Genomic DNA, 22,906 nt, shown 5'->3' on the forward strand with positions numbered 1-22,906 from the left:
GGAACAAAGTCCACGACAGCGCGCCGCCGTCGTTCAGCGCTTCGATCAGGCCGAACTTGGTGGCGGCTGCTTCCGCGCCTTCAACTGCGGCGGTGTTGGCCAGTGCCTCTGCGGCAGGCGCAGCGGCTGATGCGGCGTTGGTAACGACTTCCGCTGCTGCATTGGCAGTTTCAACAACATTCTGCATTACAATAACCTCTTGAATAAACCGTTCTGAAGATTGGGCCATTGGCCCACATGGAATAGGCGTTGAAGGCGATCAATCCTTCGGGATCTGCCAGCGCACGCGCCGCTTGTCCGAAGACTGGATCGGGTTGCCATTCTGGTCGAGCGCCGGGTTGTACCGACCGCGACGCGTGACAAATTTGCAGGCTGCATCATCGAGATCGGCGCTACCGCTCGATTGAGTCACCCGGCAATTGGCGACCTTGCCATCCGTCGTCACGTCCCAGGCGATCCCCGTCACGCCCTCGCGTTCTTCCCGCAAGGCGCTTGGCGGATAATCTTCGGTCGTCACCCAGCTTGCCGGATTGCCACGGGCGCGGGCCGCTTGCGCCTGCATCGCCTTGGGTGGCTCAATGGCCACGGGTGGTGGCGGTGGCGGGGCCATGATCGGCGCAGGCGGGGCCGCTGGCAACACCGGGGGCGGCGCGACCGAGACAGGCGGGGGCGGCACATCCACCGTCGGTGGCGGCGGCATGTCCTTTTGTTCGGGCGGCGGCGGCGCTTCTTCTTCGACCTTGGGTTCTTCCTTGATGTCAAAGGTCTTCAAATCTTCGAAAACCTCGACCGCCGCATTATAATCCAGACCGTTTTTCAGGCCCCATAACAGCACGAGATGGAGCAAGGCGACACCGCCGATGGCTAACATCTTGCTCCGGCTCATGGGTTGTTTATCAGCATAAGCCATTCGGGTTCAGCACTCCGTTGCTACACAGATCAAATGACCGGCAACGACCGCCGGATCACATGATCACATTTGTTGTTCAGGATCGTTCAAGGTGCCTTGGCGGCGATGCCTTCGATCTCGACAAGGATCTGAGGCCGACCGAGCGCTGCCACCTGCACGGTGGAACGGGTCGGCAAATTCGGTTGTTCCGCTGTCCCGAAGAAGGTCTTGAACACCGCATTCATCGCATCGCGGTCCATTTTGCCGTCCAAGGCGGGTACGCCGACAAGAAAGACGTTCAGCTTGACGATATCACCCATGCCAAGGCCAAGCGTCGCCAATTGCGCCTTCATCTTGTTCAGGATGCTCAAGGTCTGCGCGCCGGTATCGCCAAAGGCATTCGGGCTCTCCGTATCCGCCGGATTGATCGCCGATGCGGTGCTGCCTGACAGGAAATACAAATTGCTGCCCGCTGGCACGGTGGCCGTGCTGGCAATTGGCGAAGTGGGCGAACCCTTGGTCCGCTCGATCCCCGCAGCATAAGCGGCATTGGCCGAAACGGCTGTCAACGCCAGGGCAAGTGCAAGACCGTGGATGCGTTTCATGAAATTACTCCTGTGATCCGGGAAATAAAGGCGTCGTAGATGGGCGTCCGTCGCATCGCATAAAGAAAGCCGACCGCAGTTTTCACCACGGTCGGCCCTCCTCCTCGATGATTAGAACTTGAACGCTAAGCGCGCGTAATAATAGCCGCCATTGGTGCCATAGGTGCCGTGACCATAAGGCGAATTGATGGTGGAGGTGCCGTTGACATAAGGCGATGTACCACCTGCCACTGCGACGGGGACAAGACCCGGAATTTCCGGCTTCTTATCGAACAGATTGTTCGCGCCGACCGACACAGTCGCCCAATCGGTGATTTCATAACCGAATTCCAGATCGGTCAATGGCGTGGCCTTGACCGTGCCTTCATAGGGGCCATAGCCGCTGACGGACGGGAAGACGAGCACCACCGACTTGCCCTGATAGGACTGGCGGAGATTGGCGCTGAAGCGACCGGTGGTCAGGGCCACGCTCGCCATTACCTTGTACTTCGGCTGCGCGGTTTCGAGATAGCTCTCGGCCTGTGCAGTGAACAACGATGCACCCAGCTTGTTCTTCGTCACCTTGGTTTCGTTATAATTCCCGGACAGCGACAGATCGAGATTGCCGAATGCGAGATCGACCGGATAGCGAGCCGCGAAATCCACGCCCCAAGTCCGCGTATCGACACCATTGGTGAAGGTCTGAAGGCTGACATCCGGCACTGCATCAAGCACCGTGCCGCGCGCCGCAATCGCCGCCATCACCGCCGCATATTGCGGCTGCTGCACATTGCCGACCAAGCCGCGAATAGGCGCAGTACCGGCGATCCGGTCCTTGATCTTGATGTAATAGGCATCAATCGTGGTCACGAGGCGCGATACCGGACGCAACACCACGCCTGCCGACAAGTTCATCGACTTTTCAGGCTTCAGCGGCTTGAAACCGAGCAACGCCGCTGCGGCGGAGTTTGGCGGCAACTGCACATTGGCGCTGGTCGGCCCCACATTCGTTGCCGAATAGAAGGATTCAGCCAGTGTCGGGGCACGGAAGCCGGTGCTGAACGTCCCGCGAATGGCGATGGCATCGTTGAAATCATAACGCGAGGTGACCTTGCCAATCGCCGTATCGCCGAAATCGCTATAATCTTCATAACGACCCGCCAGATCCAGTGTCCATGCATCCACAGGCTTGGTCGCAAGGTTCAGATATACCGATTTGGAATCACGACTATAATTGCCCGCATCCGTCAGGGAATAACCCGGGAACGACTGGCCGCCTTCCTTATAGCGCGACGCAAGGTCGCCTGCGCCAATGGCGTATTTGTCCTTGCGATATTCAGCACCCAGCGCAACCGTCAGGTCCTCCGCCAGACCAACGTCATAGCCATGACGCACATCGAGCGTGGTGGTGAACTGCGAAAGCTCGAACGAGCCATCATAGAAGGATGTCGGGGTAAAGCCCTTGTCGATATAGAGTGAGCGGTTGGCGGAATCGATCGTGTAGATCTCATTCTTGTCCGAACCATAGGTCGCACTCAGATCCCAATCCCAGCCAAATGCTGCGCCCTTAAGGCCGCTGGTCAAGGAATATTCCTGCTGGATCACATTCTGCTGCGGGACCATGCCGGTCGTGCCGGTATCAGCAAAACATGTCGCAGGGTTGGACGAGCTGGTGCAAATCCGGTTCGGGGTGCGGAAGCCCTGATAAGCATAGCCATTGCGCCGCGACACATCGCCAAAGGCATAGAATTGGACATCGCCAAAATCATAGCCTGCGTTGAAAAAGCCCACCGACAATTGCGATTTGGCCTGCCCGCCGTTGATCCCCTTCAGATCGAGCGCATCGTAAATCGACGTGAAATTGGCATTAATATTGGGGTTCAACACACCATTGATGTCGCGAACGCTCGTCTGGCCATCGCCGACCGTGGTATAGCCGCTGCGACGGTGAAAGCCGGTCAGGCTGAGAAAGCCTGCATCGCCGATTTTCATCCCGACATTGGAACTGACGCTATAGGTTTCGCCTTCGCTGTCGAAATATTGACCTGCGGTAATCTTGGCCGTGCCACCGCTATCATTGCTTTTCAACATGATATTGAGCACACCTGCGATGGCATCTGAACCATATTGCGCGGCAGCACCTTCTTGCAGCACTTCAATGCGCGAAACGGCATCTGGCGGAATGAGATCGATGCTCGGCGCGGCGGAACCTTGGAACGGACCGGCGATCACCTGCAAAATGGCCGAACCATGACGGCGCTTGCCGTTGACCATCACCAATGTATGGTTGGGGTTCAGGCCGCGCAGACGGGCGCTGAGCGAGAAGTTGGACATATCCGTGCCCTGCGTCTGGGCAGAGAAAGACGGCACCAGCTGGGTCAACACCTGATTGAGGTTCGGCTGGCCGACCTTTTCAATCGCGGACGAGCTGAGCAATTGGATCGGGGTGGCACTTTCGGCGGCAACCATGCCGCTGGTGCGGGTGCCGGTCACGATGATTTCACTGCTACCCGCATCTTCGGCATCTGCGGCAGCTTCGACGGCAGCCTCGGCAGTAATAGCCAGCGGCACGGCTTGTTGTGCATGCGCACCCACAGTCCAGGAAGAAGCGATAACGAGAGAAAGGCGAAGTTTGGATTTATAGTTCACAAAGAACCCCCTTTATGGATTGTCGACCAATCCCCCACCTAATTTCTTATTTTTTATTTTTATACCCACACATATTAATCAAACTTTTTATTTAGTAGTTCGATTTATGATTCATATACTCACGAACTTTGCATCGCATCGCAATATTTAATTCACAAATTCTGACGCATTATTTGCGGATCAGATTGCGTTTTACGCAACGCTATTGATAATCCCCCCACCCATCAAAAAGGCCGCCCGCGCTTGCGCACGGCGGCCACTTGGGATGCAGTGATGCCAGATGCCTTGTTGCCCCAGCTCTTGCGAACATAGGTGAGGATGCTCGCGATCTGCGCGTCGGACAGGGCGTCCTTTTGGGCGGGCATCATGTTGTTACGGCCATAAAGCAGCACCGAGGCCACTTTTGCGGGGTCCGACTGCACAAATGGCGTCTTGGCAAGTGCTGGAAAAGCCCCGGCAATCCCGCTGCCATTGATCTGATGGCAGGCCGAACAATTATCGATATAGAGCTTCTGGTTCGCGCTTGCGGGCGCGGCCTGACATACGAATGAGACCATATAAGCGGCGAGGAAGACATATCTGTTGCTGGTCACTTCGATTCTTCTTTTTGGTGGTTGATGCCCTTGAATGAAGTTCAGTCTATGCCCCTTAAGGCGCTGCGCCATCGCTATTGCTGCAATGCAGCATGACTTGAACGCAACGCCCCCAATGCAGGACCCTCCCGCGTTATTCTTCCGGCTTTGGCGGTGGCGCGCCGAATTGCTTGACGTCAGCCTCGGTGACGGGCGCAGGATAATTATTGCCGAAATTGATGCGAACATAACCAACCACTGCGGCCACCTGCACCGGGTTCAACATATTGGAAAACCAGGGCATCGCCCCCTTGCCGCGCGTCACGACTGAAATCGGATAGGCAGCCACCGCCATGCGCGGATTATTGGCGAGCGCCGGGAATTTACCGGCCCCTGCCCCGCCCTTGCCATCCGCCAGATGGCAGGCTTGGCAGATCTGCCGATATATTTGTTCCCCGGTCACCGGCTTTTCGACCATGGTCCCGCCAGCGCCCGGCGCATCGGCGATGCTGGGCCCCGAAATACCCAGCACCCCCAGCGCGACCAACGCCAAGCCGAAACCTGTTTGCCGCCCGGCTATCATCAGGCCTCCAGCGCGCGCTTGTGCAGGCGGGTGATGGCATCGATCGACGACAGCATCGCGCCTTCCATCCAGCACCCATAATAAGACGCATGTTCGCCCGCGAGGACGATCCGGCCATCCATCGACACCATGTTTTGATAATGTTCCTTGCGCGATTCATCATTCCATTGCGCGCAACAGCCAAGGCTCCACGGCACGCGGCTCCATGCGACCGACGTGCCGTTCATATATTCCTTGCGATATTGAGGGTGGATCGCCTCCCCCTGCGCCAGCGCCGCCTCGATCCGTTGTTCGGGCGTCATGCCCGCCAATGGATAGGCATTCGCCCCGCTGGCAAATGCGCCAAGCAACACCGCAGGGCCTTTCTGGAAGAAATTGAAATTCGGGTAAGACACCAATGAAATCGGCTGGTTGGTGAAGCTGTGGCCACCATAAATGGACTCATCTTCTTCCCAGAAGCGGCGCTTGAATTCGAGGCCGATCTTGACCTGGCCACTATAAGGCACGGCCTTGATCGCCGCCGCCTTTTCATCCGATACCTGCACCTCAAGCTGACTCAACACCGACAAGGGGATCGTGCAGACACAATAATCGGCCTTGGCCTGGCTGACAGCCCCGGTGAGGGCATCTTCATAGGTGATCGTCACGCCCTTGGCATTCTGCCCGATCTTGCTGACCTTGGCATTATAGGTGATGAGATGGCCGACTTCGCGCGCGAAGCCCTTGCCGATCATATCGATCCCGCCGACCGGCTGGAACATCGTCGTCTGCATTACATAGCTGAAATAAAAGGACATGGTGTTCCAGACCTTTGAATCCAGCACATCATGCAATGTCGTGATATTGGACGGCGTCGGCACACCGCCCAGCCCCGCCCCCGGCGGCTGATCATAGCCGCGCTGGCCAGAAACCTTCAGGCTGCTCTTATAGGACAGGTCCTTGTCGAGCACGCCCCAGCCGCGCATTGCCTCGATCAGGCGCTCTTTGTCTTCGGTCGTGACCTTTTCATCAAGCGCATTCTGCTGAAGCGACTTGGCCAGCAATTCCGAAATATGGCCCTTAAAGTCGGTCGCGACTGCCTTGTAGCGCACCGGCTTGCCCGCAAATGCATCCGTATTATGGACATAGGCATTGTGATTGAGCTGGATGAACGGTTCCAACTGCACGCCCAATTGCTTGCAATAATGCAGCAAGGTGCGGTGGTGATGCGGAATCCGCCACGGACCGGGATTGAGATAATTACCCTGCGAAAATTCGACCTTCTGGGTCGTGCCGTCGATTTCAGTATGGCTATCGCCGCCGCGCAGCGTGTAATTGCGACCACCCGGACGGCCCTGAAATTCGAGGATGCGGACTTTATAGCCCGCCTTGGTCAATTCATATGCCGCCAGCATCCCGGCAAGCCCCGCGCCCAGCACGACAACGGTTGAACCCTTGCGCGCGCCGCTCAGTTTCGGCGGGCCGTTGAATTGCGTCTCTGCCGCATGGCCAAGCGAGGTCATCGCCTGATAAAGCGCCACCATGCCACCGGCCTTGCCGATGGTTTCAAACAATTTGCGGCGGGTCGGTGCGTTGATATCATCCATGATTGGTCTTGCCCCGTTATTTGGGTGGCCCGATTGATCGGGTTGGTGCCATCATGATCCGTGCGGCGGATCATGATGGTGGCCGAATTATTCGCCTGAAACCGGCAGATTGACGCTCAGTTTCTTCACATCGTCTTCGGTGACCGGCGTGGCGTAATTATTGCCGAAATTGGTCCGCAGATACGTCACCAGCTTGGCGATTTGCGCCGAACTGAGCGTCCCGCCAAACCATGGCATCGCCGCGCGACCCCGCAAGATCGTCAGGATCGGATAGGCCGCGACCCCCAATTTGGGATTATTGGCGAGTGCCGGATAGGCCGATGCGGCCCCCGCCCCGCCTTTGCCGCCCGGCTGATGGCATGTCTGGCAGGCCTGCACATAGACCTGCTCGCCCGTTTCCGCAGGCGGCAGTTTAAAGCCCGGCCCGACCGCAAGCGCCGGGACCGATGCGCCCATCATGGCCATCACGACGAGGAGGCGATGTGAAATATACCGAATGTTCATGGCTCAGGCCTCCTGTGTGCGCTTGTGCAGGCGGGTGATGGCGTCAATTGCCGAGGTGAGCGCCCCTTCCATCCAGCCGCCGATATAGGATGCGTGTTCCCCGGCGAGGACGATGCGGCCATCCATTGCGATCATGTTCGCATAATGGTCCTTGCGGGCTTCGTCGCTCCACCGCGAAAAACCGCCCATGTTCCAAGGCACGCGGCCCCATGCCACGGATACGCCACTCATAAATTCCTGGCGATATTGCGGGTGGATGATTTCGCCCTGCGCCAAAATCGCCTCGATCCGCGCCGCAGGTTCCATCCCGCCGAGCAGCGACCCGCCAAGGCCGCCCGCATTCGATCCCAGCAACACGGCAGGGCCATCTTTGAAGAAATTGTAATTGGGATAGGAAATAAGCGAAATCGGCTGATTGGTGAAGCTATGCCCCCCATAGATCGCCTCATCCTCTTCCCAGAAACGGCGCTTGAATTCGAGGCCGGTCTTGACGGACGCGCTGTAATTCACGGCCTTTAACGACGCGAGCATCTTGTCCCCGGCCTGCATCTCGATCTGGCTCAGCACCGATGCCGGGATCGCGCAGACGCAATAATCGGCCTTGGCTTCGCTGACTGCCCCCGTGGCCATATCTTCACAAGTCACGGTGACGCCCTTGGCATTCTGGGCGATTTTGGTGACCTTGGCATTATAAGTGATGAGGTGATCGACTTCGCGGGCAAAGGCCTTGCCGACCATGTCCATGCCGCCAACCGGCTGGAACATCGTCGTCTGCATCACATAGTTGAAATAAAAGCCCATCTGGTTCCAGACCTTGGAATCCAGCATATCCGAAAGGCTCGCGACCGCAGATGGGGTCGGCGCGCCGCCTACCCCACCGCCCGGCGGCAGATCATAGCCACGCTGCGCCGATACTTTGAGGCTGCTGGTATAGGCCATGTCCTTATCGAGCACGCCCCAGCTCCGCATCGCCTCCAGCAGCCGTTCCTTGTCCTCCTTGCTGACCTTGTCATCAAGCGAACCCTGATTGATCGCCTTCGCCATCAATTCCGAGACATGGCCCTTAAAATCGGTCGCCACTTCCTTGTACCGCATCGGCTTGCCGCCAAAGGCATCGGTCTGATGGACATAGGCATTGTGATTCATCTGGATAAACGGTTGCAGCGCGACATTGAACAAGCGGCAATAATGCAGCAGCGTCTTGTGATGGTGCGGAATGCGCCACGGGCCGGGGTTGAGATAATTGCCCGGCGCGAATTCCACCTTCTGCACCGCACCGCCGACTTCGACATGGGTATCCCCGCCACGCAGCGACCAGTTGCGCCCACCCGGACGCCCCTGATATTCGATCAGCCGGACCTTATACCCCGCCTTATTCAATTCATACGCCGCGACCAGCCCGGCCAGCCCCGCGCCAAGCACCAGCACCGACGCCCCCTTGCGCGTGCCGGTCAGTTGCGGTGGCCCCGTAAAGCGGCTCTCGGCGGCATGGCCAAGCACCGCCATCGCCTGCATCGCGGCGGCGGAACCGGCGGTCGTGCCAATGGCCGACAGGAGTTGGCGACGACTGGGGGTGAAGTCTTTGATGGACATGTTATATGCTCCCATATCTGCTGGGATGATCGGGCGCGCCAAAGGCGGTGAAATAGGCGACATCGGCCCCGCGCTTGGCGGGGGCGAAACTCAGTGGTCGAGCAGCGGCGCATCCGCCGATTTGCCGGGCATCTTGCCGGAAACCTTGGCCTTGACGGCAATTGCTTCGATTTCGATCAGAAAGCCCGCACCGACCAACGCCGCAACCTGCACGGTCGAACGCGCCACCTTGTTCGGATTTTCCGCAGAACCGAAGAATTGGCTATACGCTTCGTTCATGCCCTTGAAGTCCATCTTGCCGCCCAATTTGGGATCGCCCGCGAGAAAAACCGTGAGCTTGACCACATCCGACATCGACCAGCCAAGCGTTTCAAGATTGCCCTTGATGCGCGCAAGCGTGCTCAATGTCTGGGTCTTGGTATCGCCATAGGCTTCGATGGAACTGGTCGGCTTGGTCACATCGGCCACCGCAGGCAATGCGCCGCTGAGATAGAGGGTGGTTGCGCCTTCCGGCACCGTGACGCCGGTCAGGATAATGGCTTCGGGATTGATCAGGTGGCGTTCAATGCCAGCAGCAAGCGCAGATGATGCGAGGAGAGGCGATGCGAGAAGAGATGCAGCAATAATTCCGGACAATTTCTTCAACATTATTTATACGCCCCCTTATTTTTATGACAATATTCCGATATTATTTTGAAATCTCGCATTTATCTTGATTTATAAAAACCAATAAACAAGATCCGTTGCGTTTTTCGCCATATTGAACATGACAATCACGGGGATGCCCACAACGCGCAATCGCAATTGCGGCAATGCAGCATGATTTAAACGCAACGCTGAATTTTCCCGCACAGTCAGCACAATCTGCCGCCAAATCCCTTATTTCAGCATGGACAATGCGGAGACTTGAATAGTCTTTCCCTTGTTCGGCCCGTTGTTCGGCAGCACGCAAGGCAGCGACTTGCTGCGTTGCAAAAAACGAATGTCACGTTGCAAAAGCTGATTGACCAGCGGTGCATCTGGCGTAACTTGAAGTCGGTATCGATCTGCGTGCGCGTGAAGTTTTGGGGAAGGGAAGTCCTGAAGGTCGCCATATTATCAAGATTGGACGACCAATATGAAACACAGATCAGCGGCATGTGTCCGGCCATCTTGCTTGCGCCAACCGCCTTGCAAGGGAGGGCTATCATGAGACGCCTGCCCTCAATGGGAGCGATCGAGGCCTTTGTCATGGCCGCCCAGCGCCCGACGCTGCGCGAAGTTTCCGACGAGCTCAACCTCTCGCCATCCGCCGTCAGCCGCCGGATCAAGGCGCTGGAAAGCTATCTCGGCCAGGATCTGTTCGACCGCACCGGCAATGAAGTGCATTTAACCGATGACGGCGCAGAATTGCTCAAACGCCTGACGCCCGCGCTGGAATCCATCGGCAATGCCTTTACCACCGCGCCAGACCGATCAAACACCCTAAAGCTCGGTGTACCCAGCTTTTTTTGCAGCCAATGGCTGTTGCCCAGATTGGCGGATTTCAACACCCGCTATCCCGACATCGCGATCACGCTCGATTCCTCGCCCCAACCGCCCGCAGGCGTCCGGGACGATGTCGACGGCGCAATCCTGTTCACCGATCAGGTCTCGGAATTGTTATATAATCGGCGATTGCGGCGAGAATTCACCTATATTGTCGGCGCGCCATCGATGGTTGGCGGGACGCCGCCGCTGCAAGATCCAAGCGACATCCGCCATCACAAATTGCTCCTGCTGCGCGGCACGGATCGCCTGCTCACCAAATGGTGCGCGGCGCTTGGCATCCCGAATATCCGCCCAGCCTCGATTATCTATTTCGACAATGGGCATTTGATGATGGAGGCCGCCGCCAATGGCATGGGGCTGGCCTTTGCCATTGACCTGCATTCGGCCACGCACATCAATTCTGGCCGGTTGGTCCGCCCCTTTGGCGAGCGCATTCCGACAGAATTCAACTTCTTCTTCGCCTGCAAGCACAGCGCCTTTGAAAACCGGGCGCTGAAGCGTTTTCACGATTGGATATTGCGCCAGTTCGAACAGAATTTGTAAATGTCGTCATCGCGAAGGCGGGACCGGTCGAGCATGCAAATTGCGCAACCTCGGATGCATAACTAGCGATTTTCATTGGCGATCCAGCCCCATATCCTTGCATCAAATATAATAATAACCGAAAGGGCCGCCGTGAAAATAACTATAAATCCACTGGTTTTTCGCCCCTATAGCCGGCACTTCAAGGTGAAGGCTTGGTCGGTTGGAACAAGCCCTTTTCATGCACCTGCCCCTCGGGTTCTGTCATAATTTGGCATATTGCCTGTGCAAGCCCATGGTTCCCCACCCCATTTTCGGGCTAAACACGCCGTGACAATAAAAATGCCACAAACAGCACATCAACGAATTGGTCGGAACCTCCTCAAATGACGCACGCATTATCTCCGCGCCCTTTGTTGCTCGCTGGCATTATGCTCGGCGCGCTCGCCCTGACGGGTTGCGGCAAAGACCCCGCAAAAGACGCCAAGCCGACACCCGAAGTCGGGTTCATCGTGATCGCCACTGGCGCCACCGAGACGACCAGCGAACTGCCGGGCCGCGTGCGTGCCACGGTCATGTCCGAGGTCCGGCCACAGGTATCGGGCATCGTCAAGGCCCGGACATTCACCGAGGGTAGCCTCGTCAGCGCTGGCCAGACCCTGTATCAAATCGACCCTGCCCTTTATGGGGCCGCGCGCGGCGAGGCATCGGCCCGGCTGGCGGGCGCAGAGGCCGCCTTGGCCGCCGCCACCGCCCGTGCCGATCGTTATGCCACGCTCGCGGATAGCGAGGCCGTCAGCCGTCAGGACATCGACGATGTTCGCGCCAGCGCACGCCAAGCCCGCGCCAATGTCGCCCAAGCCCGCGCCGCGCTGCAATCGGCGGATGTGACCTTGCGCTACACCCGGATCATCGCCCCGATCAGCGGCAGGATCGGGCGTTCGAGCGTCACCCCCGGCGCGCTTGTCACCGCCAATCAGGGCGATGCGCTGGCCGTGATTCAGCAACTGGACCCGGTCTATGTCGATGTCACCCAATCCAGCGTCAAATTGCTCGCCCTGCGCCGCGCGCTCGCCAATGGCAGCAGCCTGCCCGCGACCGGCAGCATCCGCCTGAAACTGGAAGACGGCAGCGTCTATGAACAGACCGGCGACATCAGCTTTACCGAACCGATGGTGGATGAGGCGACAGGCATGGTCACGATCCGCGCCCGTTTCCCGAATCCGGATGGCGTTCTTTTGCCCGGCATGTTCGTCAAGATCCTCGCGCCAGAGGCCAAGCTCGCCCATGCCGTCCTCGCGCCGCAACAAGGGATTGCCCGCAATGCCAAGGGCGAGGCAACCGCATTGATTGTCGGCAAGGATAATAAGGTCGAGCAGCGCGTCGTTGCGGCTACCCGCGCGATTGGCGCATCATGGCTGATCACCGATGGATTGAAGCCCGGTGATCGCCTGATCGTCGAAGGCACCGACAAGGCCAAGCCCGGCAGTTTGGTCAAACCAGTCCCGACTGATCTCCAGAAATAGGACCTAAGCGATGATCAGCTTGTATTTCATCAAGCGCCCGATTTTTGCGCTCGTCCTGTCCATCGGCATCATGCTGGCGGGGCTTGCCGGGCTGATGTCGATGGCGGTTGGCCGTTATCCGGACATTGTGCCGACCACCGTCAACATCCGCGCGACCTATCCGGGCGCATCTGCGGAAACGGTGGAAACGAGCATCACCCAGGTGCTTGAACAACAGCTCAATGGCATTGACGGGCTGTTGTATTTCTCCTCGTCCTCCACCTCGGATGGCCAGTCCCAGATCACCGCGACCTTTGTCAAAGGCACAGACCCGGACACCGCGCAGGTGCAGGTCCAAAACAAGATCCAGCGCGCGATGAGCCGCCTGCCCACACAGGTTCAGCGCCAAGGCGTGACGGTCAATAAATCGCAGACCGATTTCCTCGTGATCGTCTCCATCGCCGATAAGACCGGTAAATCGACACAGGCCGATATTTCCGATTATCTCGTCAGCAATTTTCAAGATCCGCTCAGTCGGATCGAAGGCGTCGGCGCGACCAATATCTTCGGCTCGTCTTATGCGATGCGGATCTGGCTTGATCCCAATCGGCTGGCGGCTGCGCGGTTGATGCCATCCGACATCCGTCAGGCAATTGAACGCAACAATGCCGTGGTGTCGGCAGGCCAATTGGGCGAAGGCCCGTCCCCCGCCCATCAACAGCTCAACGCCACCGTGACGCTGCGAGGCCGGCTGGAAAATGTCGAGCAATTCCAGAATATCATCGTCAAATCCAATCGCGATGGCGCGTTGGTCCGCTTGTCCGATGTCGCCCGCGTCGAATTGGGCAATGAAAATTATGGTGTCGCCTCCCGCCTGAATGGCTATCCATCATCCGGCATTGCGCTTCAGCTTGCGCCCGGTGCCGATGCGTTGAAAACTGCCGTCGCGGTCAAGGCCAAGGCGGAAGCTCTCGCCCGCCATATGCCTGCGGGCTATGAAATCTCCTATCCGCGCGATGTGACCCCGTTGATCAAGGTATCGATCAAGGAAGTCGTCAAGACGATGGCAGAGGCGATCCTGCTGGTCGTGTTGGTGATGTATCTGTTCCTGCAAAGCTGGCGGGCGACGATCATTCCGGCGCTCGCCGTGCCGGTGGTCATGCTCGGCACCTTTGGCGTGCTGTCCGTTCTCGGCTTTTCGATCAATATCATGACCCTGTTCGGCATGATCCTCTCAATCGGCCTGTTGGTCGATGATGCGATTGTGGTCGTGGAGAATGTCGAACGGCTGATGGACGAGGAAAAACTCTCGCCGCGCGATGCCACGATCAAATCCATGCAGGAAATTGGCGGCGCATTGGTCGGCGTGGCTACGGTGTTGAGCGCGGTCTTGCTGCCCATGGCCTTTTTCGGCGGCACGACGGGCATCATCTATCAGCAATTCTCGATCACGATCATCACCTCGATGTTGCTGTCGGTGGTCGTCGCGCTGATCCTTTCGCCCGCCTTGTGCAGCATGTTGCTGAAACCGAACCACGGCGCGACGCATCGCTGGGCAGACCGTTTCAACCAATGGTTCGCCCGTTTGACTGAACGCTATCTTGGCCGGGTCAGCCAGGTCATCAACCGCCGCAATGCCTTTCTGCTGGGCTATGGCGCGGTGGTGCTGATCATCTGGGCGACGTTCGTGCGCCTGCCGACCGGGTTTCTGCCCGCCGATGATCAAGGTCAGGTATTGGTCAATTACACCCTGCCGCCGGGCGCAACGATGAACCGCACCGCAGAAGTATCGCGCGAGGTCGAAACCTATTTCATGACCAAGGAAAAAGCCTTGGTCGAACATTATTTCGACACGACCGGCAACAGCCTGTCCGGTAATGCCCAGAATGCGGGTCAGGCCTATGCGAACCTCACCCCTTGGGATGATCGCCCGGGCAAGGATCAAAGTTCGGATGCGATAGTGAAGCGCGCCTCCAAGGCCATGGCGAAAATCCGCGATGCGCGAGTGATCGTGACCAATCCACCCGCCATCCGGGGCTTTGGCCGGTCCAATGGCTTCTCGTTCGAATTGTTGAACACCAATGGCCTGAGCCGCGCCGATTTCCTCGCCCAGCGCGATGCCCTGATCGAGGCGGCGACCAAAGACCCGCAGCTCAAATCAGTGCGCGCAGGCACGCTGGAAGATACCGCGCAATTGCGGGTCGATATCGACGAAGCCAAGATCGCCGCCCTCGGCATCGGCATCAACGATGTATATGATACGCTCAGCGCCTCATGGGGGGCGAGCTATGTCAATGATTTCATCGACCGTGGCCGGGTCAAGCGCGTCTATGTGCAGGCGGATGCCCAGTTCCGATCCCTGCCGGAAGATCTCGATAGCTGGCAGGTCCGCACACAGGACGGCACGGCAATGGTCCCCTTCTCCGCCTTTGCCACCACGCGCTGGATCAAGGGGCCAGCGACCTTGAGCCGCTTCAACGGCGTCTCCTCCTATCAGATTCAGGGGGAAGCAGGCGAGGGCGCAAGCTCTGGCGAGGCGATGGACCGCATGGCCGAACTACAGGCAAAAACAGCCCCGGCCACCAGCTTCGCATGGAGCGGCTTGTCCTATGAAGAACAGCTCTCGCATGGCCGCGCGCCAAAGCTCTATGCCATTTCGGCACTGGTGGTGTTTCTCTGCCTTGCCGCATTGTATGAAAGCTGGTCGATCCCCTTGGCGGTATTGCTCGTCATTCCATTGGGCATCGTCGGCGCGGTGCTGGCCGTCATGGCACGCGGGCTGAACAACGACATTTATTTTCAGGTCGGCCTGCTCACCACGATGGGATTGGCGGCGAAAAATGCGATTCTGATCGTCGAATTCGCAGAGGCCGCATGGCAACGCGGCGATTCCATTCGCACCGCCGCGATCAACGCCGCCCGCATCCGTTTCCGCCCGATCCTGATGACGTCCATCGCCTTTATCGCGGGCGTGCTGCCGCTGGCCTTTGCCACGGGCGCGGGGGCGCAAAGCCGCATCGCCATCGGCACGGCGGTCGCGGGCGGGATGCTGACCGCCACGGTGCTGGCGATTTATTATATCCCGATGTTCTTCGACATGGTCGTGACCATCGCCGAACGCGTCAACGCCAAATGGCAGGGTAATACCTCGCCCCCGGCCCCGCCCATCGCGGCACAGGAGCAGCAAGCATGAACCGCCCGTTTCGCATCGCCTGTACGCTCGGCACCATGACGGCGCTATCGGCCTGCATGATGGGCGCATACAAGCAGCCCGCCATGCCCGTGCCCGCCCAATGGCCGCAACAGGTCGCGCCCATCCCCTCGCCCGTCGCCAGCACAGGCAATGTCGATGCCGCCTTGTCGTGGCAGGCCTTGGTCCGCGATGAAAAACTGCAGGCGCTATTGACGACAGCCCTCATCAACAATCGCGATTTGCGTATAACGGTCGCCAATATCGGTCAGGCACGGGCGCAATATCGCGGGGCGCAGCGTGATCGCCTGCCCAATATTGCCGCCGGAGGCTCGGTCAAAATCGAGGAACCATTGCAAGGCGGCGACAGCAGCGAAAACTGGGTCACATCCATTGGCATCACCAGCTTTGAAATCGACCTGTTTGGCCGCATGGCGAGCCTGAACGAAGCCGCCCGCCAGCGCTATCTCGCGAGCGAAGCCGGTGCCAAGGCCGCCCGCATCGCCTTGGTGGCAGAGCTATCGCTCGCCTATATCCAATTGGCCGCCGATCAGGATCTGTTGCGCGAAAGCGAGATCAGCCTAGCCACCGCCGAACGCAGCCTGCAACTCGTCCAGAGCCGCAAGGCAGCAGGCTTGGTCAGCGGGCTTGACGTCAATCAGGCGGCAGGGCTGCTCGCCTCCACCGAGGCCGACCGGCTCGCCGCAATGACGCAGGTCGCGCAGGATCGCAACGCGCTTGATCTATTGGTCGGCGTGCCGGTGGCATCCGACCAATTGCCGACCGGCCTTGCCGCGCTTGATCCCGCGATCATTCAACCCCAGCCCGATCTATCATCGCAAATGTTGCTGCGCCGCCCCGATGTCGTGCAGGCCGAGGCGGCGCTTAAAGCAGGCTATGCCGATGTGGCTGCGGCCCGCGCGCGCTTTTTCCCAACGATCAGCCTGACCTCGGCTCTCGGATCGGCCAGTACGGCCTTATCCGCCTTGTTCACCAATGGCGCGTTCAGTTGGGATGTGAAGCCAAGCGCGAGCTTTCCCATCTTCGGCGGCGGCGGGCGCGAGAATTTCGAGGCCAGCAAGGCGCGACGCGAAGGCCTGATCGCCTCCTATGAAAAGACGATCCAGACCGCCTTTCGCGAAGTGGCCGATGCCCTTGCCGGGCTGGAAACAATCGACGCGCAACTGGCCGCGCAAAACCGGCTGGTCACGGCCAGCGAACAGAGCTTCACCTTAAGCGACCGTCGCTATCGCGCGGGCATCGATTCCTATTTCACGCGTCTGGATGCTCAACGCAGCCTGACCACCGCCCGCAAGGCCGCCATCAGGACGCGACTGACACAGATCGGCTATCGCATCGCCCTGTATCGCGCGATAGCACCGGAAGCGCACTGAAGCGCGGTGCTACCGTGCGCTTTGGGGCGATATAGGTAATACTGACCGGGGTGCACCCAGTCGGTTTTCTGCTGCGGCGCATGCACTGAAACCGATTCGTGCAAATCGCATTGAACATGGCCTGCCCGCATCGGGCTGGTTTCCCATATCTGCCTAGCCGCCGCCCCGTACGCGCCATGCCGGCCTTTATTGGCAACCGGGGCAGCGGGGGATGAAACGCCCGATCATGCTGATAACCGATGTTTATTCTTGTGTTCGCTGTCCTCGTTACCCCCCGATCATCGGCATGATCAGGCCACCCGATTGCAGGTAAATATCGAAAAACCTATAATAAAACTGCAATGCACGCTTCGTAAAAGCCAACAGGCGACTTGGTTCTGCGCTGCACAACAACAAGCAGATTACCTAATAAGTCTGCAATCGTAGGAAGGATATTACCAGATGAAATTTTCACACGCGCACGCCGCTTGGTTGGTGGCCGCGGCCCTTGGCCTCCCGGCCCTGCCCGCCATGGCCTCATCCGACATCAGCGATGCCGTCACCCAAAGCCGCAGCGTCTCGATTGCCGATTTGAATGCCGCCAATCCGGCTGCCCGCGCCACCGCCTATAAGCGGATCGACATCGCAGCCCGCGTCACCTGCGGTTTTTGGACCACCCCCGGCGTGAACAGGCCAGCGGATTATAACAATTGCTTCAACAAGGCCGTCACCGATGGCCGCGCACAGGCAGATGCAAAGCTTGCCAGCCGTTAAAACGGGTACATGTCGCCGACAAGACTAAAGGCCGGGTGTTCGCACCCGGCCTTTTCTTTATGGACATGATCGTAAAACGCGCAGGCTGACATCGCCAAATAGCGCGTAACAAGAAAACGGCGCCATGACCGAGGTCATCGCGCCGTTCCTTAACGTCCAGAATGTCGTGCCACAGGCAATTCTGCGGCAAACAAATCTTAGAACTTGTAACGTGCCGTCATGCCATAGGTACGCGGCGGTGAATGCAGCATGTAATCATAACCGAACGAACCGCGCAGGTTCAGACCATACATGAACATCTTGACGTTGGTCAGGTTGCTGACCCATGCACGCAGCGAAAGCTGTTCGCCCTCCCAACCGATGGTGGCATTGACCTTGGCATTTTCCTTGCCGACGAGATGGAAGTTGCCATCTTCATTGTTGAACGGCGAGAAATACTGCTTGCTGGTGTAGACAACGTTCGGCGAGAACACCAAATCACCGCTGCCAAGCTTGCCAAAGGTCCAGTCCGCACCGGCATTGATCGTCAGCTTTGGTGCGTTCGGCAGGTTGTTGCCATCGAGATTAACGCCCGAAAGCGTCAATTTGTCATAGGTCGCATCAAGATAGGTGATCGCGAAGTTGGTCTTCAGTTCCGGGATCAGACGAGTGTTGATTTCAAGTTCAGCACCCTTGATTTCCGAACCCGGCACCGAACGGATGTAACCGGTGGTGCCGATCACTTCGTTCAACTGCTGGTTCTTGTACTTGGTCAGGAACACCGCACCCGACACATTCACGCGACCGTCGAGCAGCTTGCCCTTGGCGCCGAGTTCATACGCATCGACCTTTTCCGGCGACACGAAATCGATCGTGGAGCCGAAGAACTGGCTACTGAACGAACCGGCACGATAACCACGGCTGTAATTGGCGAACACGATCGCGCCGCTGTCCAGCGTGTAGTTCAGGCCGAACTTGCCGGTCAGACGGCTGCTCTTACGCTTGCGAGCAGGTTCAGGCGTAATCACCCCAGTCGGCGAAATCGAGCCATGGGTGAAACCGGTGCCATCTGCCGTCGGATCGAAATCATACACACTGAAATCAGGACCCGTGGCTGGATCCAAAATCGTGATAAACGAATAGGCATCGTAATGCTTGCTCTTGTCCTTCGTATAACGAAGGCCAACCGTCGCGCTCAACTTATCAGTAATATCCTGATCGACCTGAATAAAGGCCGCTGCCGACTTACGGGTCTGCTGATAATGCTGGTAAATATACAGTGCCTGCACAAGGCGATAACGATCGACGTTATTGATCTTGTCCATGCCATAATAGACGCCAGCCTGTACATTCGTGCGTTCGCCCGAATAGTTCAGCTTCACTTCCTGGTTAAACTGCTTGTACACGTCACCATAATTGGTCTGCAAGAAACCAACAACCGGCGTCCCCGAACCTTCCTGGCTCAGATGCTGCTTTGCCCAGTCATAAGCCGTCAGGGTCTGGATCGACAGCTCATCGGTCAGTTCATAATTGATGTTGAACTGTGCACCACGATTCTTCACATTATTGTAACCGAGCGACGGCTGATTGGTTTCAAAGAAGCTCAGACCATCGGCTTCACGATGATATTGGGACACGCCGCTACCATCGTTCAGGTGATAGGCCGCAGCCTGGGTTGAGTTGTTCTTGCCAGCGGTCAGCTTCAACGTCATGTCAAGTCTGTCGCTTGGCTTGGCGCGGATGATCAAACGACCTGCCAGTGAATCGCGCGAGTTCGCATCCGGCTCGCCCGGATAGATGTTCTTCACCCAGCCATCGGCTTTGACATAATTGACGGAAGCACGGAAACCCAGCACATCGTCGATCAGCGTGCCTTCAATCGCGCCTTGGCCGCGCAGCTCGTTGAAACGGCCATAGCCGAGTTCTACATAACCCTTGGTGCCGGCTTCCAGCTTCGGCTTCACCGAAATGAAGTTGATCGCGCCACCAGTGGTGTTGCGGCCATAAAGCGTGCCCTGCGGGCCACGAACGGCTTCAATACGTTCCAGATCATAGATCTGCATGCCGTGCATCGTACGGGCGACGAGATAGTTATCGTCGGTGTACACGCCGACCGGCGACACCTGGTTGGCACCATATTCGTTACCCACACCGATGCCGCGCATCGTGAAGTTCGGCTGCGCATCGCCAAATGCGCTGGTCACCTGCAACGAAGGCACCGCGCCGGACAGGCCGACACTCTGGGTGATGCCCTGACGCGCAAGGTCTTCGGTACCGACGGCGGACACCGACACCGGCACGCTCATCAGCGATTCCGAGCGGCGCTGTGCGGTCACGACAATGTCTTCAAGACCCTGATTGTCCGCATCCGCGGCCAATGCATACATCGGCGTCAGCAGTGACGCACCCAAGATGGTAACAGTTAGAAAACGGGACTTTTTCATCATACCCCCCTTATTATTGCCTAAACTCAGGCCTATGCAGCGCCTTCAAATAGCGTGCGGTTTCATATTAAGCCGTGGATACTAGCTAGCCTGACCCGCGACTGGACGGGAGTGACGTGAATCCGTCAATGCAACCAACGCGGCGCGCGTCGCATCAAATCGGATCAAAAATGGGATTTTCCTCATCACTCCCCTTTTCAACCGCCCGAACCTTTTCGTTCATGTCTTAGGCGGAAAAAACACTATATTATAATATCTTATATTTATACGTCATTGAACAATACCGAGATATATTCCCAGATTGTCAGACAATCCTAGAAGAGCAAGGACGAACGATCCAATTGGTTTTAACGGTAGAATGATCGGGGAATGCAATGAATACCCAGCCCTTCTTTACTCAGCTTAGGGCGCGCAGCAATTCTTCCTTGTCGAAATAATCCCGCCATAAGTGGATCAGGCCATCCGTCCCGATCTCGAAAACCCCCATCGCGCGGACAGCCGTCCAGTCCGCATCTTTGAAGCGGAAGCGATCAACTCGCTCGGTCAGGACGACCGTCCCTTGCGCGGCAATATGTTCGAGCGACCAGTCAATCTCCTCTGCCACCAGAAATCCATCCAATAATGCCATCGCCGCCACGACCCCCTTTGCGGGGTCAAGCGGGATGCCGTGGCAGATGATGTCCGGATGCATCAACTTTATGATCGCATCCCGGTCCTTGCGATTCCATGCCGCAATAAAATCGCGCACGATGGAAATGGCCTGATCAGTCATAGCGAATGGCGATCTTGCCGAGATGCGCGCCGCTCAATTGATAGCGAAACGCATCGGCCAGCTCTTCAAAACCAAATGTCCGGTTCAATATGGGCCGGATGGTTTGCCCTGCCAGAAACGCGCTCAACTCCCGCAACAGGGCCACGCTCCCCACCGCCATGCCCTGCACTCGCAGATGGTGCATGATCACATCGCGCAACGGCAGCACAGGTGCGCCACGACCGGTGCTACCGATCACCAGCACGCGCCCGCCGATCCGACATGCGGCGACCGATTGATCGAACGTCGCCTCGCCGCCGATCTCCATCACGACATCCGCCCCTGCGCCTTGGGTCAATTCGCGCGCCCGCATCCCCCAATCGGGACAGGCCCGATAGTTGATTCCATATTCTGCCCCCAAGGCCGCCAGTTGCGCGAGCTTTTCATCGGAAGAGGAGGTCGAGATTACCCGCACGCCCAAGGCGCTGGCAAATTGGACCGCGAAAATGGCGAGCCCGCCTGACCCCGGGACCAGCACGATACTGCCCGGCCCCACTTCACCCTCGGCCTTCAAGGCTCGCCATGCCGTCAACCCGGCGCAGGGCAAGGTGGCCGCTTCTTCAAAGCTCCACCCCTTGGGCATCGGCACCAAACTTGCCGCCGGGACCGCGACATAATCCGCCGCAAAACCATCATAGGTCTCGCCCGCGACATCCGCATTATTGGCCCAAGTCGGCGGGCCATCCAGCCAGTGCGGGAAAAACGCGCCCATCACCCTGTCGCCAATGGCGACACCTGTCGCATCCGGGCCAAGCGCCACCACTTCCCCCGCCCCATCCGACATCGGCACCCGGCCTGCCGCTACCGGAATATGCCCCGCCGCGACGAGAAAATCATGAAAGTTGAGCGAGGATGCCCGCACCCGGATCAGTGCCTCTCCCGGCCCCGGTTGTGGCACCGGCACTTGGGTGATCTCAAGATTATCCAGCGTCGGCTTGGCTGCCAGCCGATAGATACGCATATTGCTGGGGATCATGATCTATTCTCCATCCGCTGCGCGCACGACGGCGCTCGCCCGACCTTCCAAATGGCTGACACCGCCCAATATACGCGTAAAATCAGGCTGGCCAGTCCATGCGGTCGTACCGCCATCGACAACGAGATTATGCCCGTTGATATAAGACGCATCGGACGACGCGAGAAAGGCAATCGCGGACGCCACCTCCGCAGGCTGGGCCGGGCGTGCCATGGGCAAGCCGCCGTCCATCCACGCCGCCATCAACTCCTGATGGCCGGTCAGCCCTTCGGCTAAGGGCGTGGCAGTCAGGCCGGGGCTAACGATATTCACCCGCAGCTTTGGCGCATGGTCCAGCGCCATCGAACGCGACATGTTGATCACCGCCGCCTTGGCCGCATTATAGGCAAGAAACCCGCGATCCCCGGCAATGCCGGAGGTGGAGGCGACATTGACGATATTCCCGCCCACAGCCTCCAGATGCGGGATGGCGCACCGGCTGGCCCACATCACGGCCTCGACATCGATCGCCATCACCTCGCGCCAATGCGGCAGATCAATCTCGGTCACCCGACCAAGCGACCCAATCCCCGCATTGTTCACCAGAATATCGAGACGCCCGAAACGCGCGACCGTAGCAGCGACCATCGCCTCAATCTGCGCCGAATAGAGCATATCGACCTGATGCCCCATCACGCGATCCGGGCCGATCTCGTCCAACAGCCGATCAATCGCATCGGGGCGAATATCGGCCACGACCACATTCGCGCCCTCTTGGTGGAGACGGCGCACCGTCGCCTCGCCAATGCCAGATGCGCCCCCGGTGACGATGGCCACCTTGCCCTCAAACCGCAACATCACCT

Annotated in this window: 20 protein-coding genes; 5 read left to right on the forward strand and 15 right to left on the reverse strand. The window is 58.2% G+C overall.

Annotated elements, in window-relative coordinates; translation table 11 throughout:
- The 11 genes from K6117_RS06055 to K6117_RS06105 all read right to left on the reverse strand — a co-directional run.
- Window positions 1–187 (reverse strand): hypothetical protein (locus K6117_RS06055; RefSeq protein ID WP_221792971.1); only part of this gene is annotated, 187 nt, incomplete at its 3' end.
- Window positions 188–259: 72 nt separating this feature from the next.
- Window positions 260–886, reverse strand: a complete 627-nt coding sequence (locus K6117_RS06060; RefSeq protein WP_246604908.1) for an energy transducer TonB — start codon at window positions 884–886, stop codon at window positions 260–262.
- A gap of 110 nt (window positions 887–996) precedes the next feature.
- Window positions 997–1,494, reverse strand: a complete 498-nt coding sequence (locus K6117_RS06065; protein WP_221792975.1) for a Rid family hydrolase — start codon at window positions 1,492–1,494, stop codon at window positions 997–999.
- A gap of 111 nt (window positions 1,495–1,605) precedes the next feature.
- Window positions 1,606–4,122, reverse strand: coding sequence for a TonB-dependent receptor plug domain-containing protein (locus K6117_RS06070; protein WP_221792977.1), 2,517 nt, complete (start codon window positions 4,120–4,122; stop codon window positions 1,606–1,608).
- 224 nt (window positions 4,123–4,346) lie between these two features.
- Window positions 4,347–4,715, reverse strand: coding sequence for a c-type cytochrome (locus K6117_RS06075; protein WP_221792979.1), 369 nt, complete (start codon window positions 4,713–4,715; stop codon window positions 4,347–4,349).
- Window positions 4,716–4,848: 133 nt separating this feature from the next.
- Window positions 4,849–5,277 (reverse strand): c-type cytochrome, encoded by a 429-nt coding sequence (locus K6117_RS06080; RefSeq protein ID WP_221792981.1) that lies wholly within the window; start codon window positions 5,275–5,277, stop codon window positions 4,849–4,851.
- Window positions 5,277–6,863 (reverse strand): flavin monoamine oxidase family protein, encoded by a 1,587-nt coding sequence (locus K6117_RS06085; protein WP_221792982.1) that lies wholly within the window; start codon window positions 6,861–6,863, stop codon window positions 5,277–5,279. The genes K6117_RS06080 and K6117_RS06085 overlap by 1 nt, the downstream gene beginning before the upstream one ends.
- An 87-nt stretch (window positions 6,864–6,950) precedes the next feature.
- On the reverse strand, window positions 6,951–7,367 hold the full coding sequence (locus K6117_RS06090; protein ID WP_221792985.1) for a c-type cytochrome: 417 nt from the start codon (window positions 7,365–7,367) through the stop codon (window positions 6,951–6,953).
- 3 nt (window positions 7,368–7,370) lie between these two features.
- Window positions 7,371–8,960 (reverse strand): NAD(P)/FAD-dependent oxidoreductase, encoded by a 1,590-nt coding sequence (locus K6117_RS06095; RefSeq protein WP_221792987.1) that lies wholly within the window; start codon window positions 8,958–8,960, stop codon window positions 7,371–7,373.
- A 90-nt stretch (window positions 8,961–9,050) separates the two neighbouring features.
- The gene (locus tag K6117_RS06100) at window positions 9,051–9,608 is read right to left on the reverse strand and encodes a RidA family protein (RefSeq protein ID WP_221792989.1); all 558 of its coding nucleotides are present in this window, start codon (window positions 9,606–9,608) and stop codon (window positions 9,051–9,053) included.
- Window positions 9,609–9,648: 40 nt separating this feature from the next.
- Window positions 9,649–9,912 (reverse strand): hypothetical protein, encoded by a 264-nt coding sequence (locus K6117_RS06105; protein ID WP_221792991.1) that lies wholly within the window; start codon window positions 9,910–9,912, stop codon window positions 9,649–9,651.
- Window positions 9,913–10,148: 236 nt separating this feature from the next.
- Here K6117_RS06105 and K6117_RS06110 point away from each other — a divergent pair, with 236 nt between their 5' ends.
- From K6117_RS06110 to K6117_RS06130, 5 genes are all read left to right on the forward strand, one after another.
- Window positions 10,149–11,033 (forward strand): LysR substrate-binding domain-containing protein, encoded by an 885-nt coding sequence (locus tag K6117_RS06110; protein ID WP_221792993.1) that lies wholly within the window; start codon window positions 10,149–10,151, stop codon window positions 11,031–11,033.
- Between the two features lie 365 nt (window positions 11,034–11,398).
- Window positions 11,399–12,538, forward strand: a complete 1,140-nt coding sequence (locus K6117_RS06115) for an efflux RND transporter periplasmic adaptor subunit (RefSeq protein WP_246604909.1) — start codon at window positions 11,399–11,401, stop codon at window positions 12,536–12,538.
- Window positions 12,539–12,548: 10 nt separating this feature from the next.
- A complete protein-coding gene (locus K6117_RS06120; protein WP_221792994.1) occupies window positions 12,549–15,710 on the forward strand; it encodes an efflux RND transporter permease subunit in 3,162 nt (1,053 codons plus the stop codon).
- Window positions 15,707–17,101: an efflux transporter outer membrane subunit gene (locus K6117_RS06125; RefSeq protein WP_246604910.1), complete on the forward strand. Its 1,395-nt coding sequence runs from the start codon at window positions 15,707–15,709 to the stop codon at window positions 17,099–17,101. The genes K6117_RS06120 and K6117_RS06125 overlap by 4 nt, the downstream gene beginning before the upstream one ends.
- Window positions 17,102–17,542: 441 nt before the next feature.
- On the forward strand, window positions 17,543–17,854 hold the full coding sequence (locus K6117_RS06130; protein ID WP_221792997.1) for a UrcA family protein: 312 nt from the start codon (window positions 17,543–17,545) through the stop codon (window positions 17,852–17,854).
- A 197-nt stretch (window positions 17,855–18,051) separates the two neighbouring features.
- Here K6117_RS06130 and K6117_RS06135 read toward each other — a convergent pair whose 3' ends face one another.
- The 4 genes from K6117_RS06135 to budC all read right to left on the reverse strand — a co-directional run bounded on the left by K6117_RS06135 (window position 18,052) and on the right by budC (window position 22,901).
- Complete coding sequence (locus tag K6117_RS06135) at window positions 18,052–20,244, reverse strand: TonB-dependent receptor (RefSeq protein ID WP_221792999.1); 2,193 nt, start codon at window positions 20,242–20,244, stop codon at window positions 18,052–18,054.
- Window positions 20,245–20,674: 430 nt separating this feature from the next.
- Entirely contained in the window at window positions 20,675–21,049 is a 375-nt protein-coding gene (locus tag K6117_RS06140) for a limonene-1,2-epoxide hydrolase family protein (protein ID WP_221793001.1), read from the reverse strand.
- Complete coding sequence (locus tag K6117_RS06145; RefSeq protein WP_246604911.1) at window positions 21,042–22,064, reverse strand: zinc-dependent alcohol dehydrogenase family protein; 1,023 nt, start codon at window positions 22,062–22,064, stop codon at window positions 21,042–21,044. The genes K6117_RS06140 and K6117_RS06145 overlap by 8 nt, the downstream gene beginning before the upstream one ends.
- A gap of 3 nt (window positions 22,065–22,067) precedes the next feature.
- Complete coding sequence (gene budC, locus K6117_RS06150) at window positions 22,068–22,901, reverse strand: meso-2,3-butanediol dehydrogenase (protein ID WP_221793003.1); 834 nt, start codon at window positions 22,899–22,901, stop codon at window positions 22,068–22,070.
- Window positions 22,902–22,906 lie beyond the last annotated feature (5 nt).

Source organism: Alteraquisediminimonas sediminicola, from assembly GCF_019740335.1.
GTDB classification, from domain to species: domain Bacteria; phylum Pseudomonadota; class Alphaproteobacteria; order Sphingomonadales; family Sphingomonadaceae; genus Alteraquisediminimonas; species Alteraquisediminimonas sediminicola.